The organism is Shinella sp. R2-11, from assembly GCF_055330205.1.
The window spans coordinates 98,383-115,284 of record NZ_JBVAPC010000005.1; the positions used below are offsets into that span (position 1 = coordinate 98,383).

At 66.7% G+C, this 16,902-nt stretch carries 15 protein-coding genes, 1 tRNA gene and 1 riboswitch; of the genes, 10 read left to right on the forward strand and 6 right to left on the reverse strand.

The features are described from left to right. Positions 1-27 precede the first annotated feature (27 nt). The 3 genes from ACZ1A1_RS14710 (at position 28) to ACZ1A1_RS14720 (ending at position 2,890) form a co-directional block, all read left to right on the forward strand. Positions 28-945, forward strand: a complete 918-nt coding sequence (locus ACZ1A1_RS14710; RefSeq protein WP_463620484.1) for a polyprenyl synthetase family protein — start codon at positions 28-30, stop codon at positions 943-945. Between the two features lie 4 nt (positions 946-949). After that, a complete protein-coding gene (hisC, locus tag ACZ1A1_RS14715; RefSeq protein ID WP_463620485.1) occupies positions 950-2,005 on the forward strand; it encodes a histidinol-phosphate transaminase in 1,056 nt (351 codons plus the stop codon). A gap of 240 nt (positions 2,006-2,245) precedes the next feature. Then, positions 2,246-2,890 carry a LysE family translocator gene (locus ACZ1A1_RS14720; RefSeq protein WP_463620486.1) on the forward strand — a complete coding sequence of 215 codons (645 nt, stop codon included), beginning with the start codon at positions 2,246-2,248 and terminating at the stop codon, positions 2,888-2,890. Here ACZ1A1_RS14720 and ispG read toward each other — a convergent pair whose 3' ends face one another. From ispG to ACZ1A1_RS14740, 4 genes are all read right to left on the reverse strand, one after another. Beyond that, the gene (gene ispG / locus ACZ1A1_RS14725; RefSeq protein WP_234187474.1) at positions 2,891-4,144 is read right to left on the reverse strand and encodes a flavodoxin-dependent (E)-4-hydroxy-3-methylbut-2-enyl-diphosphate synthase; all 1,254 of its coding nucleotides are present in this window, start codon (positions 4,142-4,144) and stop codon (positions 2,891-2,893) included. A gap of 92 nt (positions 4,145-4,236) precedes the next feature. Further along, positions 4,237-5,430, reverse strand: coding sequence for an MFS transporter (locus ACZ1A1_RS14730; protein WP_463620487.1), 1,194 nt, complete (start codon positions 5,428-5,430; stop codon positions 4,237-4,239). 26 nt (positions 5,431-5,456) lie between these two features. Continuing rightward, the gene (locus ACZ1A1_RS14735; protein ID WP_463620488.1) at positions 5,457-6,227 is read right to left on the reverse strand and encodes a DeoR/GlpR family DNA-binding transcription regulator; all 771 of its coding nucleotides are present in this window, start codon (positions 6,225-6,227) and stop codon (positions 5,457-5,459) included. Between the two features lie 122 nt (positions 6,228-6,349). Further along, the gene (locus tag ACZ1A1_RS14740; RefSeq protein WP_463620489.1) at positions 6,350-6,916 is read right to left on the reverse strand and encodes a ClpP family protease; all 567 of its coding nucleotides are present in this window, start codon (positions 6,914-6,916) and stop codon (positions 6,350-6,352) included. A 203-nt stretch (positions 6,917-7,119) separates the two neighbouring features. Between ACZ1A1_RS14740 and ACZ1A1_RS14745 the strand changes: the two genes are divergently transcribed. From ACZ1A1_RS14745 to ACZ1A1_RS14770, 6 genes are all read left to right on the forward strand, one after another. Beyond that, positions 7,120-7,785, forward strand: a complete 666-nt coding sequence (locus ACZ1A1_RS14745) for a thiamine diphosphokinase (RefSeq protein ID WP_463620490.1) — start codon at positions 7,120-7,122, stop codon at positions 7,783-7,785. 3 nt (positions 7,786-7,788) lie between these two features. After that, positions 7,789-9,615, forward strand: coding sequence for an ABC-F family ATP-binding cassette domain-containing protein (locus tag ACZ1A1_RS14750; protein WP_463620491.1), 1,827 nt, complete (start codon positions 7,789-7,791; stop codon positions 9,613-9,615). Between the two features lie 68 nt (positions 9,616-9,683). Further along, a riboswitch (SAM riboswitch) is annotated at positions 9,684-9,761 on the forward strand. Positions 9,762-9,820: 59 nt separating this feature from the next. Next, entirely contained in the window at positions 9,821-10,744 is a 924-nt protein-coding gene (metA, locus tag ACZ1A1_RS14755) for a homoserine O-acetyltransferase MetA (protein ID WP_313194776.1), read from the forward strand. Positions 10,745-10,747: 3 nt separating this feature from the next. Then, entirely contained in the window at positions 10,748-11,212 is a 465-nt protein-coding gene (locus ACZ1A1_RS14760) for a GNAT family N-acetyltransferase (RefSeq protein WP_463620492.1), read from the forward strand. Positions 11,213-11,296: 84 nt separating this feature from the next. Next, a complete protein-coding gene (locus ACZ1A1_RS14765; protein ID WP_463620493.1) occupies positions 11,297-12,313 on the forward strand; it encodes an aldose epimerase family protein in 1,017 nt (338 codons plus the stop codon). 144 nt (positions 12,314-12,457) lie between these two features. Continuing rightward, on the forward strand, positions 12,458-14,362 hold the full coding sequence (locus ACZ1A1_RS14770; protein WP_463620494.1) for a HAMP domain-containing methyl-accepting chemotaxis protein: 1,905 nt from the start codon (positions 12,458-12,460) through the stop codon (positions 14,360-14,362). A 67-nt stretch (positions 14,363-14,429) separates the two neighbouring features. Here the strand turns inward: ACZ1A1_RS14770 and ACZ1A1_RS14775 are convergent, their stop codons facing one another. Further along, positions 14,430-15,497: an alpha/beta hydrolase family protein gene (locus ACZ1A1_RS14775; RefSeq protein WP_463620495.1), complete on the reverse strand. Its 1,068-nt coding sequence runs from the start codon at positions 15,495-15,497 to the stop codon at positions 14,430-14,432. A 145-nt stretch (positions 15,498-15,642) separates the two neighbouring features. Here ACZ1A1_RS14775 and ACZ1A1_RS14780 point away from each other — a divergent pair, with 145 nt between their 5' ends. Next, a complete protein-coding gene (locus ACZ1A1_RS14780) occupies positions 15,643-16,647 on the forward strand; it encodes a helix-turn-helix domain-containing protein (protein WP_463620496.1) in 1,005 nt (334 codons plus the stop codon). An 81-nt stretch (positions 16,648-16,728) separates the two neighbouring features. Here the strand turns inward: ACZ1A1_RS14780 and ACZ1A1_RS14785 are convergent. After that, positions 16,729-16,803 (reverse strand) — tRNA-Gly (locus tag ACZ1A1_RS14785). Positions 16,804-16,902 lie beyond the last annotated feature (99 nt).

Here is a 16,902-nt window from a genome sequence, read left to right on the forward strand (position 1 = left end):
CCGGGGAGCCCATGCCAAAGAGCGGCGATGAGCGAACGTCACCAGGAATTCCAGTCCCTTCTCAAGAGCAATGCCGAGGCGGTGGAAGCCCTTCTCGAACGGCTGCTCTCGGCCGAGATTGAGGCCGGCGAGATCGCCCGGCCGGAACGCCTGCTGGCCGCCATGCGCCACGGCGTGCTGAACGGCGGCAAGCGGCTGCGCCCCTTCCTCGTCATCGAATCCGCCGCGCTCTTCCCCAATGTCGAGCGCGAGGCGGCCTTGCGCATCGGCGCGGCGCTCGAATGCATCCATTGCTATTCGCTCGTCCATGACGACCTGCCGGCGATGGACGACGACGACCTGCGCCGCGGCCAGCCGACCGTGCACATCGCCTTCGACGAGGCCTTGGCCATCCTTGCCGGCGACAGCCTTCTGACGCTCGCCTTCGACATCGTCGCCGCGCCCGAAACGCATCTGCCCGACGCCACCAAGACGGCGCTGGTGCTGGCGCTGTCCCGCGCCGCCGGCATCGGCGGCATGGCCGGCGGCCAGGCGCTGGACCTTGCCGCCGAAAAGCACGCGCCCGACGAGGACGGCATCGTCACGCTGCAGGCGATGAAGACCGGCGCGCTGCTGCGCTTCGCCTGCGAGGCCGGCGCCATCGTCGCCGGCGCTTCGGCGGAGGACCGCGCCACGCTCCGCCGCTACGGCGAGACGGTGGGCCTTGCCTTCCAGATCGCCGACGACCTGCTCGACCTCACCGCCGACGCGAAGACCATGGGCAAGGCGACCGGCAAGGACGCCGAGCGCGGCAAGGCGACGCTCGTCTCCCGCCGAGGCCAGGCATGGGCGGAACATCGCCTGAAGGAACTCGTGACGGAGGCCGAGGCGCTTCTTGCGCCGTTCAGCCATCGGGCCGGTATCCTCGTCGAGACCGCCCATTTCATCGCCAATCGCAGGAACTGACGTCATGAGCAAATTCTGGTCGCCGATCGTTGCCACGCTCAAGCCCTATGTCGCAGGCGAGCAGCCGCGCATCCAAAACCTCACCAAGCTCAACACCAACGAAAACCCCTACGGCCCCTCGCCCAGGGCCATCGCCGCCATGCAGGCCGCCGTCGCCGACAGCCTGAAGCTCTACCCCGATCCGGGCGCACTGGCGCTGCGCCAGTCCATCGCCCGCTTCCACGGCGTCGAGGCCGACGAGGTCTTCGTCGGCAACGGCTCGGACGAGGTGCTGGCGCATGTCTTCGTCGCGCTTCTCAAGCATGAGAAGCCGCTGCTCTATCCCGACATCACCTACAGCTTCTACCCGACCTATTGCCGTCTCTTCGGCATCACGTCGGAGGAAGTCCCCCTGAAGGACGATTTCACCATCGACCTTGCGGACTACGACCGCCCCGCCGGTGCGATCATCCTGCCGAACCCGAATGCCCCGACCGGCATCGGCCTGCCGCTCGCCGCCATCGAGAGGCTCGTCGCCGCGCATCCGGACCAGCCGGTGGTGATCGACGAGGCCTATATCGATTTCGGCGGCGAGAGCGCGATCCCGCTGACGAAGAAATACGACAACCTCCTCGTCGTCCACACGCTCTCCAAGTCCCGCTCGCTGGCGGGCCTGCGCGTCGGCTACGCCATCGGCCAGCGCCCGCTGATCGATGCGCTGGAGCGCGTCAAGGACAGCTTCAACTCCTATCCGCTCGACCGCGTCGCCCAGGCCGGCGCGGCCGCGGCGATCGACGACCGGGAATGGTTCGACGCAACGCGCGGCAAGGTGATCGAGCAGCGCGAGCGCGTGACGGGCGCGCTGCGCCAGCGTGGTTTCGAGGTGCTGCCCTCGCAGGCGAACTTCGTCTTCGCCCGCCACCCGGGGCACAGCGGCGAGGCGCTGGCAAAGGGCCTTCGCGAGCGCGCCGTGCTGGTGCGCCATTTCGCAAAGCCCCGCATCTCGGATTTCCTGCGCATCACCATCGGCACGCCGGAGGAATGCGACCGGCTGGTCGCGGCGCTCGAAGAGATCGTCTGAGGCTTCGGGGCTTCCTCACGTCCCCCTGCCGGGACCGTCTTCCCGCGTGGGGAGAAGGGGATAGTTGCGCGCCATTCTCCCCTCGTTATCGGCCTGGCAGGAATAACGCCGCCACACCTTCTTCCCCATGGGGAGAAGGTGACCCGAAGGACCGGATGAGGGGGGACATGTGGTGCAATTCTCCCGCTTGGAGCGGAAAAAGCCTTCGGCTATCGTCCACCGACGCTCACCGGTGGCCCCATGACCGATCTTACGCCCTACCTGCCACAGCTCACCGTCGCCTGGACGGCCTATCTCATCGCCACGGCCTCGCCCGGCCCGGCAATCGTCGCCATCATCGCGACCTCGATCAGCCAGGGCCGCCGCGCCGGGCTTGCGCTCGCCTCCGGCGTGCTGACGGGCTCCTATATCTGGGCGATCCTCACGGCCTCGGGCCTTTCCGCCCTCATCCGCGCCTATGGCGAAGCGATCATCGTGCTGAAGATCGTCGGCGGCGGCTACCTGCTGTGGCTCGCCTGGAATGCGTATCGCGCCGCCCGCAGGAGCGAGGAGACCTACCGCGCTGAGATGGCCGCCCTGCCGGCGCTGTCGCCGCGCCGCCAGTATCTCAAGGGCCTCGGCATCCACCTCACCAATCCCAAGGCGATCTTCAACTGGATCATGCTGACATCGCTCGGCATGCCGCCCGGCGCTCCCGGCGGCGTCATGGCGACCTTCATCGCCGGCTGCATGGCGATGGGGATCTGCGTCTTCCTCGGCTTCGCGCTGGTCTTCTCGCTCGGCCCGGTCCATCGCGCCTACCTGAAGGCGCGCCGCGGCATCGAGGGCGTGATGGCCGCCTTCTTCGCCTTTGCCGGCTTCAAGCTGCTGACGACACGCCTGTAGCTATTCCGCCGCCGCCTGCCCCGTGCCGTAGCGCTTCTCGATATAGTCGTTGACCAGCGCCTCGAACTCGCCAGCGATATCGGTACCGCGCAGCGTCATCGCCTTCTTGCCGTCGACATAGACGGGGGCGATGGGAAGTTCGCCCGTGCCGGGCAGCGAGATGCCGATATCGGCATGCTTGCTCTCGCCCGGCCCGTTGACGATGCAGCCCATGACAGCGACCTTGAGGCCTTCGACGCCCGGATATTTCTCGCGCCAGACCGGCATGTTCTTGCGGATGTCGTCCTGGATCTTCTGCGCCAGTTCCTGGAAGACCGTCGAGGTCGTGCGCCCGCAGCCGGGACATGCGGCGACGACGGGAATGAACTGGCGGAAGCCCATGACCTGCAGCAGCTCCTGCGCCACCTGCACCTCGCGGGTGCGGTCGCCGCCGGGCTCCGGCGTCAGCGAGATGCGGATGGTGTCGCCGATGCCCTGCTGCATGAGGATGCCGAGCGAGGCCGACGAGGCGACGACGCCCTTGGTGCCCATGCCGGCCTCCGTCAGGCCGAGATGCAGCGCATGGTCGGAGCGGGCCGACAGCATCGCATAGACGGCGATGAGGTCCTGCACATTGGAGACCTTGGCCGACAGGATGATATGGTCGCGCGCAAGGCCGATCTCCTCGGCAAGCTCGGCCGAAAGCAGCGCCGACTGGCAGATCGCCTCGCGCATCACCTGCTGGGCGGTGAGCGGGAAACCCCTGTCCTGGTTCTCGTCCATCAGCCGGGTCAAAAGCTCCTGGTCGAGCGAGCCCCAGTTGACGCCGATGCGCACCGGCTTGTCGTGGCGGATCGCCGTCTCGACGATGGCGGCGAACTGGCGGTCCTTCTTGTCCTTGAAGCCGACATTGCCGGGATTGATGCGGTATTTCGCCAGCGCCTCGGCGCAGGCCGGGTGATCGGCGAGCAGCTTGTGGCCGATATAGTGGAAGTCGCCGACGAGCGGCACGTCCAGGCCGAGTCTCAGCAGCCGCTCGCGGATCTTCGGCACCGCCGCCGCGCTCTCGTCGCGATCGACCGTGATGCGCACGATCTCGGAGCCCGCCTTGTGAAGGGCGGCGACCTGCGCCACCGTCGCGTCGATATCGGCCGTGTCCGTGTTGGTCATCGACTGCACGACGACGGGGGCGCCACCGCCGACGAGCACGCCGCCGACATCGACGCCGACGGACACGCGCCGCGGCTTCGGTTCAAAATCGAAGGAAAAGGACATTTTGGAGCCTCTTGCTCGAAAGCGGCCGCGCGGGCGCGGTCTTTGCCCTCAGGTGGATCAGGAAATGTGGCTTGTCAACCGGCAGGGCGATTTCAGTGCCGCTCGCGCACGTCCGCATGCACCGCATGGTGCGAAAGCGCCAGCACGACGATGAAGAGGACCGGCAGGAGCGTGAAGATCATCGCAAAGCCCACATGCTCGGCGATGAAGCCGATGACCGAGGGCGCGAAGAGCGAGCCGGAATAGCCCATGACCGTCGCGACCGACAGCGCCACGCCCTGCGCGTAGCCCGGCAGGTTACCGGCGGCCGAGAAGGCGATGGGCACCATGTTGGAAATGCCGACGCCGCAGAGCGCGAAGCCCGCCATCGCCACATAGGCATTCGGCGCCATGCCGGCCACCACCATGCCGAGGATCGCCGTGACCGTGCAGAAGCGCAGCGTCTTCACCGCGCCGAAGCGGTCGCGCACATGGTCGCCGGCAAAGCGCATGACGGCCATGGTCAGCGAGAAGGTGCCGAAGGCGAAGCCCGAAAGGGCCAGCGACGCACCGAGCTCGTTGCGCATGTAGAGCGCGCCCCAGTCGAGGATCGCCCCTTCCGGCACCATGCAGAACAGCGCCATCAGGCCGATCAGCCAGGGCAGCGGCGTCAGCGGCAGGCGCACCTTCCGGCGCTCCTCGCTCGGATGGGGCGCATCGTGCAGGATGCGCGGCCAGACGAGGACCAGCATCGCCGCCCCGGCGACCGTGAGCAGCACGGCATGGCCCGTCACCCCGAGCGCCTCCATGAGGAAGCCGCCCGTCGCCGCGCCGATGAAGGCGCCGAGGCTCCAGAAGGCATGGCAGGACGACATGATCGCCCGGCGCATGGATTTCTCCACCTCCACGGCATTGCCGTTCATGGCGACGTCCATGCCGCCCATCAGCCCGCCGAAGAGGAAGATGGCGATGGCGCCGAGCGGGATCGTCGGCGCGACCGACAGCAGCAGCATGGTGGTGAGGAAGAGGATCGTCGCGCCCTTGACCGTGCGCGTCGTGCCGAAATGGGCGATCAGCACGCCGGCGATCGGCATCAGGACGAGCGAGCCGATGCCGAAGCACATGATCATCAGGCCGAGCCCGGCCTCCGTCAGCCCGAGGCGCGCTGCAAATTCCGGGATCTTCGGCGCCCAGGCGCCGGCAAAGGTGCCGTTCAGGAGGAAGAGGCCGGACACGGCGAGCCGCGTCGGCGGAAAATGAGTCCCGGCGAAGGATTTGCCGGCAAGGGCGGTTTCGGGCGTCGTCATGAGGGTCTTTCGGGATTGCGCCGGGCTCAGCCGGCCCGCAGGGTTTTAATGCCGGCCGCCGTCAGCGCGGCGGCCTCCTTGTCGTCCGCATCCGCCTCGATCACGGCCTGCGCCACGCGGGAAAGCGGCACGACCGAATAGGGGGCTGCGGTGGAAAGCTTGTCGTTGGTCACCACGACCATGACGGTGCGGCTGCGCGAGGCGAGGAAACGCTTGAACTCCGCCTCCTCGAAGCTCTCGGCGGTCACGCCCGCCTCCGGATCGATGCCGCAGACGCCGAGGACGAGGATGTCCGGGCGCAGCGCCTCGGCATCGCGCATCGCCTTGGCGCCGATCGCCGCGCCCGCCCGGGCATCGATCAGGCCGCCGAGCTGGATGGTCGTAAGATCGTGCTCCAGGAGCGCGGCGGCGATGGCCGGCGCATTGGTGGCGACCGTCAGGCCATGGCCGGCAGGCAGCGCGCGGGCGAGCGCAAGGTTGGTGCTGCCGGCATCGAGGAAGACCGTGGCGCCCGGCGGAACCAGCGTCGCCGCCGCCCGTGCCAGCGCCGCCTTGCGCGCCCCGCCGACGGCCATGCGCTCGTTCATCGTGGTCGAAGACGGCAAAATCGGCAGCGCCCCGCCATAAACCCGCCGGCAAAGCCCGGACGCCGCCATCTCGCGCAGGTCCCGCCGGATCGTATCCTCCGAAACGCCGAGCTCCTGCGCCAGTTCCGCCGCGATCACCCGCCCCGAAAGGTCGAGCCGCGTGCGAATGAGCGCCTGCCGCTCGCCAAGAAGAAGGTCCTGTACCGACATTGCCAAACCGGATCGTGCACGATTGCGCGCCAATACGCATAAATCGGCAAAACAGTCAATGAACGGGCATATCGCGCTTGATCGCCGCGGGGCGCGGCGGCGGTGCTTCTGCCGCGGCAACCCTACGGAACCCACCACCTATGGGCCTTGGCAGGCATGGTACATTCAGCCACCTCCGTCGCCAGGCCGTTTCTAACGGCCTCTTGCGCATTGAGGATCTTCGCGCGCCCTGCAAGATGGGCTCGCACATCGAGCTTTTCCGCCGCGCCGGCTGTCCGTTCCTCGAAAATTTCGGCATATCTTTTTGCGTCGAAATCGAGGCTGTCCACGTATTCGGCGAGGCGGTCATGGTCCACGAAGCCCTCCCGGAATCCCCAATTGAGCGGGTGAACCTTGATCTTCCCGTGGGGGACGATGACGCGCTTTGTCCCGGCGAGAAACATGATCACCGCCATCGATTCGACGTTCGACAGGCAATAGGTGGCAATCGGCACGGGAACGGACCGGAGCAGGTGATACGCTGCAAAGCCTTGATCCGTCTGTCCTCCCTCGCTGGAAATATAAACGTGAAGCTCGGTGGCGGCGACGAAACCATGACCGCCGGCGATGGCCTTCTGAACCGCATCGTTCAGATACGCCAAGGACGCCTGCTCGATCGGTCGCAAAAAATGAATGGTGTGAATTGCCATCCCAGCCTCCCGGACCGTCGCGGCGCGCAGACGGCGGCGTCAGATCGATTTGCAGACGCCTCTGGACGGCATCCTCGAAGCTGGCGAGCATACGCCCATTTTGCCGCCACTTGAATCTGCGCGTAGCCGTTGGCGGCGGCCCGTCGGGCGTCCGGCGCCAAAATCTTTCCCTTTCCGCCAAACATGCGCTAAGGGCATCGGCCATGACCAAGCCGGGCCCCACAGACCAGACCTTCGTCGTCCTTCTCGGCGGCGCGCTCGCAGTGACGCCGCGCCTTCGCGCGGATGTCGCCGGCGCCCGCGTCGTGGCGGCGGACGGCGGCATGCGGCATGCGGCAGGGCTCGGCGTGACGCCGGAAATCTGGGTCGGCGATTTCGATTCGACGCCGCCGGAACTCATTGCCGCCTGGCCCGCCATCGAGCGCCAGCCCTGGCCCGCCGCCAAGAACGAGACGGACGGTGCGCTCGCCGTTTCCGTCGCGGCCGAGCGGGGCGCAAGGCGGATCGTGCTCGCCGGCGCGCTCGGCGGCGAGCGCAGCGACCATGCGCTGATGCACCTCATCCACGCCGTCTCGCTGGAAGAAGAGGGCTATGCGGTCAAGCTCACCTCCGGCGAGGAGGAAGCCTGGCCGCTGCTGCCCGGCAGCCGCGAGATCGATCTGCCGCAGGGCAGCCTCTTTTCCGTCCTCGGACTCTCGCCGCTTTCCGGCCTCTTCATCGACAATGTGCGCTATCCGCTCAACGATTTTTCGTTGCCCTTCGGCTCGTCGCGCACCATCTCCAATGTCGCGGAAGGCCCGATCCGCCTTTCGCTCGCCTCCGGCCGCGCGATCCTCATCGCCCGGCCCTACGACCTTTCAGGAGCCTGACCCTTGGCACCGCCCATTCTCAAACTCGACGATATCTTCCTCAGCTTCGGCGGCACGCCGCTGCTCGCCGGCGCGAGCCTGCAGGTGGAGCCCGGCGACCGCATCTGCCTCGTCGGCCGCAACGGCTCGGGCAAGTCGACGCTGATGAAGATCGCCGCCGGGCTTGCCGAGGCGCAGTCGGGCGAGGTCTTCCGCCATCCCTCCGCGACCATCCGCTACCTGCACCAGGCCCCCGATTTCGACGGCTACGACACCGTCGCCGCCTATGCCGAGGCGGGCCTCGGCCCGAGCGACGATCCCTACCGCGTCACCTATCTCCTCGAACATCTCGGTCTTTCCGGTAACGAGGACCCGAAGTCGCTCTCGGGTGGCGAGGCGCGCCGGGCGGCGCTTGCCCGCGTCATGGCGCCGGAGCCGGACATCCTGCTCCTCGACGAGCCGACCAACCATCTCGACCTTCCCACCATCGAATGGCTGGAAGGCGAGCTGCAATCGACCCGCTCGGCCCTCGTCGTCATCTCGCACGACCGCCGCTTCCTGGAAAAAGTCTCCAACGCCACCGTCTGGCTCGACCGCGGCCAGTCGCGCCGCCTCAACAGGGGCTTCGCCCATTTCGAGGCCTGGCGCGACGAGGTGCTGGAGGCCGAGGAGCTGGAACAGCACAAGCTCGGCAAGGCCATCGAGCGCGAGGAGCACTGGCTGCGCTATGGCGTCACCGCGCGGCGCAAGCGCAACATGCGCCGCCTCGGCGCGCTGCACGACCTGCGCGCCCGCTACCGTGGCCACAAGGGCCCGCAGGGCTCGGTGCAGGCCAGCGCCTCCGACGCGCAGGAATCCGGCAAGCTGGTCATCGAGGCGGAGAAGATCACGAAGGCCTATGGCCAGCGCACCATCGTCGCCCCCTTCTCGATCCGCGTGCATCGCGGCGACTGCATCGGCCTCGTCGGCCCGAACGGCGCCGGCAAGACGACGCTGTTGAAGATGCTGACCGGCCAGCTCGAACCCGACAGCGGCACCGTCAAGCTCGGCACGAACCTTGAGATCGCCACGCTCGACCAGCGCCGCGAGGACCTGAACCTCGACGACACGCTCGCCCACTACCTCACCGACGGGCGCGGCGAGACGCTGCTGGTCAATGGCGAGCAGCGTCACGTCACCGGCTATATGAAGGAATTCCTGTTCCAGCCGGAGCAGGCCCGAACGCCGATCCGCAACCTCTCCGGCGGCGAGCGTGCCCGGCTGATGCTGGCCCGCATCCTCTCGCGCCCGACGAACCTCCTCATCCTCGACGAGCCGACCAACGACCTCGACATCGAGACGCTGGACCTGTTGCAGGAGATCGTCGCGGGCTTTGCCGGCACGGTGCTGCTCGTCAGCCACGACCGCGACTTCCTCGACCGCACCGTCACTTCCACTATCGCCCCCGCCGACCCGGAAAGCCCGGACGGCCGCTGGATCGAATATGCCGGCGGCTATACCGACATGATGGCCCAGCGCCGCGGCGCGATCGAAGAGAAGCGCAAGGCGGAAAAGGCAGAGAAGACCAAGGCCGCCGATACGTCGGCCGCCGCTTCCGCCGACGCAAAGGGCAAGTCGAAGCTCTCCTACAAGCAGAAATTCGCGCTGGAGAACCTGCCGAAGGAAATGGAGAAGGCGGAGAAGGAGATCGCCGCCCGCGAGGCAAAGATAGCCGATCCCAATCTCTTCACGAAGGACCCGGCCACCTTCAACCGGCTCGCCGCCGAGATGGAGAAGCTGCGCGACGGCCTGACGAAGATGGAGGAGGAATGGCTGGAGCTGGAGATGCTGCGGGAAGAGCTGGAGGGCTGAGGAGCCCTCGTCCTGCCCGCCGCCGCCAGAGAGCCGGCGGATTGATTCGCGCGCGCAGTAGCGCTATCTAGGAACCTCGTGGTGATTTGGCCGGCCGGCTTGCAGCCACGTTAAACAAGTCGCTAAAGGGCCGCGCGAGGAAGAGCCTTACGTGGACCGGTTGCGACATCGTTGCGGCCGGTTTTGTTTTGGATCGAGTTGAGACATGCCCATCAAGATTCCCGATACGCTCCCCGCCTTCCAGACCCTCGTCGACGAGGGTGTGCGGGTGATGACCGAAACGGTGGCGATCCGGCAGGACATCCGCCCGCTGCAGATCGGGCTGCTCAACCTCATGCCGAACAAAATCAAGACGGAAGTGCAGATGGCGCGCCTCGTCGGCGCCTCGCCGCTGCAGGTCGAGCTGTCTCTCATTCGCGTCGGCGGCCACCGCGCCAAGAACACCTCGGAAGAGCACCTGCTCGCCTTCTACGACACGTGGGAGGAGGTGAAGCACCGCAAGTTCGACGGCTTCATCATCACCGGCGCGCCGGTCGAGACCCTAGACTACGAGGACGTCACCTACTGGGACGAGATGAAGCAGATCCTCGACTGGACGGAGACCAATGTCCATTCGACGCTGAACGTCTGCTGGGGCGCCATGGCGGCGATCTACCATTTCCACGGAGTGCCCAAGCACACGCTGGAGGAGAAGGCCTTCGGCGTCTACCGCCACCATAACAGGAAGCCCTCGTCGGTCTATCTCAACGGCTTCTCGGACAATTTCGAGGTACCGGTCTCGCGCTGGACGGAGATTCGCATCGAGGACATCCGCAAGGTGCCGGAGCTCGACATCCTGCTCGATTCCGACGAGACGGGCGTCTGCCTAATCCAGGAGAAGGCCGGCAACCGGCTCTATATCTTCAACCATGTGGAATACGATTCCACGTCGCTCGCCGACGAATATTTCCGCGACGTCTCGGCGGGTGTGCCGATCAAGCTGCCGAAGAACTATTTCCCGCACAACGATCCATCCCTGCCGCCGCAGAACCGCTGGCGCGGCCACGCGCATCTCCTCTTCGGCAACTGGATCAACGAGATCTACCAGACGACGCCCTACGACCTTCAGAAAATCGGAACGGGAGCCTGAGCCATGAGCCGGATCGTCATTCGCCCCCTGCACAATGACGACGAAGGCGAATGGCGCCGCCTGTGGACCGCCTATCTCGCCTTCTACGAGACGGTGCTGCCGGAGGAGATCTTCGCCGCCACCTTCGCCCGGCTGACGGGCGAGCGGGCGGAGGGCGAATATCGCGGCCTCATGGCAACCCTCGACGGCAAGCCGGTCGGCCTTGCGCATTACCTCTTCCATCGCTCCTGCTGGACGCTCAACAGCATCTGCTACCTGCAGGATCTCTTCGCCGATCCCGAGGTGCGCGGCATGGGCATCGGCCGCGCACTGATCGAAGGCGTCTATGCCAGGGCGAAGGAGGCGCGCGCGCCGGAGGTCTACTGGATGACGCAGGATTTCAATGCCACCGCCCGTAAGCTCTACGACCGCATCGCCGAGAAGACGCCCTTCATCGTCTATCAGAAGAACATCCAAGGCCCGGTTTAAAAGTATGACTTTTTGATTGCAGGCGGGCGAAAATTGCAGCAGGTTGCCGCCCGGAAAGAACTGGGGAAGGCAGAGGAGACAGACGTGCGGGCAGGAAATGAGATCTTCGGCCATCTGGAAAACGGCGAGGCCGTCGAGCGCGTCACGATTGCCGGCGGCGGGCTGACCGCCCATGTGCTGACCTGGGGCGCCGTCATCCAGGACCTGCGCCTCGAGGGCCACGACGCCCCGCTGGTGCTGGGCTACGAGGACCTGCCCTCCTATCTCGACCACTCCCCCTATTTTGGTGCGACGCCCGGCCGTTGCGCCAACCGCATCGCCGGCGGCCGCTTCACCATCGACGGCACCGCCTATCAGCTCGAATGCAACGAGGGCGGCGTCACGCATCTGCATGGCGGCAGCGACGGCATCGGCCGGCAGAACTGGCGCATTGCCGAGCAGGGCCCCGATTTCGTCACGCTGACCGTCACCGATCCCGCCGGCCGCGCCGGCTATCCCGGCAATTGCGCGATCGCCTGCACTTATAGCCTGCCCGGCGACGGCATGCTCTCCGTCGCCTATTCGGCGACGACGGATGCCGCGACGCCGGCCAATCTCTGCCAGCACAGCTATTTTATCCTCGACGACGGTCCTGACGCGCTCGGCCACGAGATCCGCCTCGCCGCCGACCGCTACCTGCCGGTCGATAAAAACCTCATCCCGACGGGGGAGATCCGCCCGGTCGCCGGCACGCCTTTCGACCTCACCGGCTGGACCCCGCTTCATCGCCAGAAGGAAGCGGGCGGCGTCGCCTTCGACCACAATTTCTGCCTTTCGGCGGAGCGGCAGGCAAAGCGCCCGGTCGGCGCGGTGCGCAGCCCGCGCTCCGGCATCTCGCTGGAGGTGCGGACCACCGAGCCCGGCGTGCAGCTCTATACCGGCGCCTATGTGGATTGCCCGGTTCCCGGCCTCGGCGGCCGGCGCTACGGCCCCTTCGCCGGCTTCTGCCTCGAAACGCAGATCTGGCCGGACGCCGTCAACCACGGCAATTTCCCGAAGGCGGTCCTTCGCCCCAGCGAGACGCTGCGGCAGGAAACCGACTACGTCTTCCGCAAGGCCTGACCCCCGCGCGAAAGGATTGCCGGAACGCAAGGAAATCGAAACTTTTGTAACGGACAAACGACCCTTATTGGCCCGGAATGAAGCCGGGTCGTGCGGGATTGAACGCGCCAGGACAGCGCCGGTCGCCCCAGGGGACGCCTGTCCATGAAACTCTCTGATCTCTCCATCGCCCGGAAAGTCGGCCTTCTGGTGCTTCTGATGGGCATCGCCGCCGGCACAATCGCCACCGTCGGCAGCCGCGGCCTCACCTCGCTCGGCGCGGCCTTGCAGGATACCGGCGCGCGCGAGGAAGTCGCCCGCGAGGCGATGGATCTGCGCATCGACGTCATCGCCATCAGCCGCATGACCTACCAGCTCGCCATGGCTCCGGAAAAGGCCGCCGACTTCGCCGCCGAGACGGAAAAGCGCGCCGGCGAGATGCTGGACCGCCTGCCGAAGATCGCCTCCACCGCCGATGCCGACGAGCAGAAGCTGCTCGAAGGCGTCCGCGCATCGCTGACGCCCTATTTCGACGAAATCCGCGCCATGGTCGCCGTCGCCGCGCAAAAGGGCGACGATCGCGCCGCTATCCTCGCCGCGCTCGACAAGGCGCTGGAAGGCCAGAAGGCCGTCACTGCTGCGCTCAAGGAATACACCACCTATTCTGCCGAGACCCTGTCGGCCTCGCGCGCCGTCGCGATCTCCCGCTCGGCGACGACGCAGGTCCTCCTGCTCGCCACCGCCTTCGTCTGCATCGTCGCCGGCATGCTCTTCAGCATGCTCTTCGCCCGCAACGGCATCATGCGCCCGATCCAGCGCCTGACCGGCGTGATGTCGAACCTTGCCGCCGGCAAGCTGGACGACGAGATTCCCGGCACCGAACGCAAGGACGAGATCGGCGCCATGGCGCGCACGCTCGACGTCTTCCGCGCCAACGAGATGCAGATGCGCGAGATGGAAGCGCAGGAAGCCGCCCTGCAGGCGCAGAGCAAGGACCTACAGTCGAACATCAGCACCATCGTCGCCGCCGCCGCCGCCGGCGATTTCTCCCGCCGCATCACCAAGTCCTACGAGGACGAGGACCTCAGCCGCTTCGCCGGCAGCGTCAACGAGCTGGTGGAGAATGTCGACCGGGGCGTCAGCGAAGTGCGCCGCGTCATCGCCTCGCTGTCTCATGCCGACCTTACGCAGGAAATGGCCGGCCACTTCCAGGGCGACTTCGCCGAGCTCCAGGCGAACGTCAACGGCGCCATGCTGACGCTGCGCAGCACGATGGGCGGCATCCTCTCGACCGCCGGCACCATTACCGGCAATTCCCGCGAGCTTTCCGCCGCCGCCGACCAGCTCGCCCACCGCACCGAGCAGCAGGCCGCCTCGCTGGAGGAGACCGCCGCCGCGCTGGAGGAGATCACCACGACCGTGAAGACCTCCACGGCCCGCGCCATCGAGGCCTCGGAGATCGTGCGCGAGACCAAGGAAAGCGCCGAGAAATCCGGCGACATCGTGCAGAGCGCCATCGACGCCATGGGCCGCATCGAGCAGTCCTCGCAGAAGATCAGCCAGATCATCTCGGTGATCGATGAGATCGCCTTCCAGACGAACCTCCTCGCCCTCAATGCCGGCGTCGAAGCCGCGCGGGCAGGCGAGGCGGGCCGCGGCTTCGCCGTGGTCGCGCAGGAAGTGCGCGAGCTCGCCCAGCGCTCGGCCAATGCCGCCAAGGAGATCAAGACGCTGATCAACGCCTCCGCCGGCGAAGTGAAGGGCGGCGTCTCGCTGGTGCTGTCGACCGGCGACGTGCTCTCCGAGATCAAGGACCTCGTGAACCGGGTCAACGACCACGTCGTCTCGATCACCCGCGCCGCGCAGGAACAGTCCGCCGCGCTCGGCGAGATCAACACGGCCGTCAACCAGATGGACCAGATGACCCAGCAGAACGCCGCCATGGTGGAAGAAACTACCGCCGCCAGCCAGGTCCTCGCCAGCGAGGCCGCACAGCTCCAGACGGCACTCTCGCAGTTCCATATCGGCGAGGAGCGGAGCTACGGCACGCCGCAGCGCCGGGCTGCCTGAGGCAAATCGCATGGCATCCGAAAGGGCCGGCAGCCGAAAGCGGTTGCCGGCCTTTTCTGTTTCATGATCAGAACGATGCTTTGAGGCTGCGCTGGAGCGCCTCGACGATCAGCCGCTTCAGCTCCGCGTGGATATCGCCACGCGGGCGTTTGCCGGGGTCCTCGCAGATCGGATCGACCTCGCCGAGCGATTTCAGCAGCGCGGCGCCGCCTTGCTTGCATTCCGGCAGGAAGCTGAAATGCCCGGCCTCCGCCACCGCCGCATAGGTAGAATGGGGAACCAGCGCCGCAAGCCTGTCGGAAATCACCGCCTCGGGAATCGTGCCCGGGCTGCCGAGATTGATGAACGCGAGCGGAATGGCGACCGCCTTCAGGCTGTCGGCGACATAGGCCTGCGCCAGTCCCGGATCGACGGCCACCACCGAGCGCACGCGCGGATCGAGGTTGGACTGCTCGAAGCGCACCCTGTCGAGCTTGCGTAGATCGACCTTCTCCACCGTCACCGGCGCGTCGTCGACATAACCCCGGCCGCCGGTGAACCACGCGCAATCCCACTTCCCGTAGCCGTCGCAATAGCGGGCATAGGCTTCGAGATCGGCACGCGCGCCGGCGATTTCCATGGCGGCCGCCCCGCCCAGCGAGAAGCCGACGATGCCGATCCGCGCCGTATCGATCGCCGCGCGCCAACCGGCATCGGCCGAAAACCCGTCGATCAGGGCGGAGAGGTCGGCGGTGCGCTCCCAGATCCGCGGCGTCGCCGCCGGGGTCGAATCGCCGCTCGTCGTGCCGGGATGGTTCGGCCCGGCGACGATGAAGCCGGCTTCGGCGAGTGCCGCCGCGAGCCAGCTCATGGCCTCGACGCGCCCGCCCGAACCATGGGAGAGCAGCACGAGGGGAAAGCGGCCATCCGCGACGGGTGCGTTTTCGCGTGCCGGCGCGCCCTTGAACAATTGGTTGTCGCCGATCAGGGTCGGCGTGCCGCCGGCGCCGGCGGGATACCAGACGGTGACGCGGATATCCCGGTTCCGTTCGGGAGCGGGCATGTCGAGAGTGCGGACGCCGACCTCCGCGGCATGAGCAGATGCTGCCGCCACAACGGCAAGCAGAAGGGAGGAAAACAGGGAGCGGACGAACATGAAGACCTCGTTCGGTTGCATTTGACCGGGAAATCCTCGCCCCGATCGTCCGCCGCCGCGTCCTCGATCGTGTTTGAGGTCGCCCTGGATCGCGATCCGGATCATGATGGCCGCCAACGCCAACCGATCGCCCCCGTGTCCCTCCGTGCTCTTCGTTCCCCTGCCCTTCGTCATCGCGCTCCTGCTTTTCCTGCGCTTCGTCGCGCTGCTGCGCCGGCAGGAGGTCGGCAATCGGCCGTTTCTCGCGCTGATCGGACTCTGCGTCCTGCAGTCGATCGCCGTCGGCCTGCGCTGGGGCTATGACGTGACGGCCATCCGGTTCGTCCTGCCCGTCCTTGCGGGCGGCCTGCCGCCGCTGGCCCTGGCGAGCTTCCAGAGCCTCATCCATCGCGACCGGGCGGATATCCGCTGGTTGAACATCGCCCCGCCGCTGGTCATCGTCGCCCTCCTGGTCCTGGCGCCGGGGTTCATCGACGGTGCGCTGGTCGCCATCTTCGTCGGTTATGCCGTCATCCTCCTGCGGCTGGCGCATGCCGGCCCCGACGGGCTGGACGCGGCCCGGCTCGATGGCGCCGCCGGGGCCCACAAGGCCCTTCTCATCGCGGCTTTCGCGCTCTGCCTTTCCGCCTCCTTCGATATCGCCGTGCTTCTCGCAATCGAATGGGGCTATGCGGAAGACGTGCCGATGATCGTCAGCAACGCCAATCTGCTCGGCCCCCTCCTCGTCGGCCTCACCGCGACGGTGGCCGCGCGCGCGCATGTCCCATCGGCGCCTTCGGAGGAAACGGAAGAGGACGTCGCCGCGGCCGAGCGCGATCGCGACGTGCTCGAACGCGTCGACCGGCTGCTGAAGGAGCAGAAGCTTTTTCGTGACGACAACCTGACGCTCGCGCGCCTCGCCCGCCGGGCAGGCGTGCCGGGCCGTCAGATTTCCGGCGCGATCAACCGCCTCGCCGGCAAGAACGTCTCGCAATACATCAACGATTTCCGCATCACCGAGGCCTGCCGGCTGCTGCGCGAGACCGACATGCCCGTGACCGCGGCCATGCTCGAATCCGGTTTCCAGACCAAATCGAACTTCAACCGCGAATTCCGCCGGGTCACCACGCAGAGCCCAGCCACCTGGCGCGCGGAGAACCGCTCGACATAACCGACCGACTGACCACCCTTGAGGCAGGTCCAGAAACACAAAAGCCCCGGCGAATCGAGGCTTCGAAAACTTTGGAGAGAATGGAGCGGGTGAAGCGATTCGAACGCTCGACCCCAACCTTGGCAAGGTTGTGCTCTACCCCTGAGCTACACCCGCTCATCGTCGACGGCCTGGGGTAGTCTGTGGCCGAAGGTCGCTGCGTTGCGGCGACGGGCGGTATATGACGCAAGCCATTTTCAAATGCAACAGGGAAAT

What these genes read in the sequence shown, in the direction of transcription:
- ACZ1A1_RS14710 (WP_463620484.1), top strand. Translation starts at nt 28, where the DNA reads ATGAGCGAACGTCACCAGGAATTCCAGTCCCTTCTCAAGAGCAATGCC.
- hisC (WP_463620485.1), top strand. Translation starts at nt 950, where the DNA reads ATGAGCAAATTCTGGTCGCCGATCGTTGCCACGCTCAAGCCCTATGTC.
- ACZ1A1_RS14720 (WP_463620486.1), top strand. Translation starts at nt 2,246, where the DNA reads ATGACCGATCTTACGCCCTACCTGCCACAGCTCACCGTCGCCTGGACG.
- ispG (WP_234187474.1), bottom strand. Translation starts at nt 4,144, where the DNA reads ATGTCCTTTTCCTTCGATTTTGAACCGAAGCCGCGGCGCGTGTCCGTC.
- ACZ1A1_RS14730 (WP_463620487.1), bottom strand. Translation starts at nt 5,430, where the DNA reads ATGACGACGCCCGAAACCGCCCTTGCCGGCAAATCCTTCGCCGGGACT.
- ACZ1A1_RS14735 (WP_463620488.1), bottom strand. Translation starts at nt 6,227, where the DNA reads ATGTCGGTACAGGACCTTCTTCTTGGCGAGCGGCAGGCGCTCATTCGC.
- ACZ1A1_RS14740 (WP_463620489.1), bottom strand. Translation starts at nt 6,916, where the DNA reads ATGGCAATTCACACCATTCATTTTTTGCGACCGATCGAGCAGGCGTCC.
- ACZ1A1_RS14745 (WP_463620490.1), top strand. Translation starts at nt 7,120, where the DNA reads ATGACCAAGCCGGGCCCCACAGACCAGACCTTCGTCGTCCTTCTCGGC.
- metA (WP_313194776.1), top strand. Translation starts at nt 9,821, where the DNA reads ATGCCCATCAAGATTCCCGATACGCTCCCCGCCTTCCAGACCCTCGTC.
- ACZ1A1_RS14760 (WP_463620492.1), top strand. Translation starts at nt 10,748, where the DNA reads ATGAGCCGGATCGTCATTCGCCCCCTGCACAATGACGACGAAGGCGAA.
- ACZ1A1_RS14770 (WP_463620494.1), top strand. Translation starts at nt 12,458, where the DNA reads ATGAAACTCTCTGATCTCTCCATCGCCCGGAAAGTCGGCCTTCTGGTG.
- ACZ1A1_RS14775 (WP_463620495.1), bottom strand. Translation starts at nt 15,497, where the DNA reads ATGTTCGTCCGCTCCCTGTTTTCCTCCCTTCTGCTTGCCGTTGTGGCG.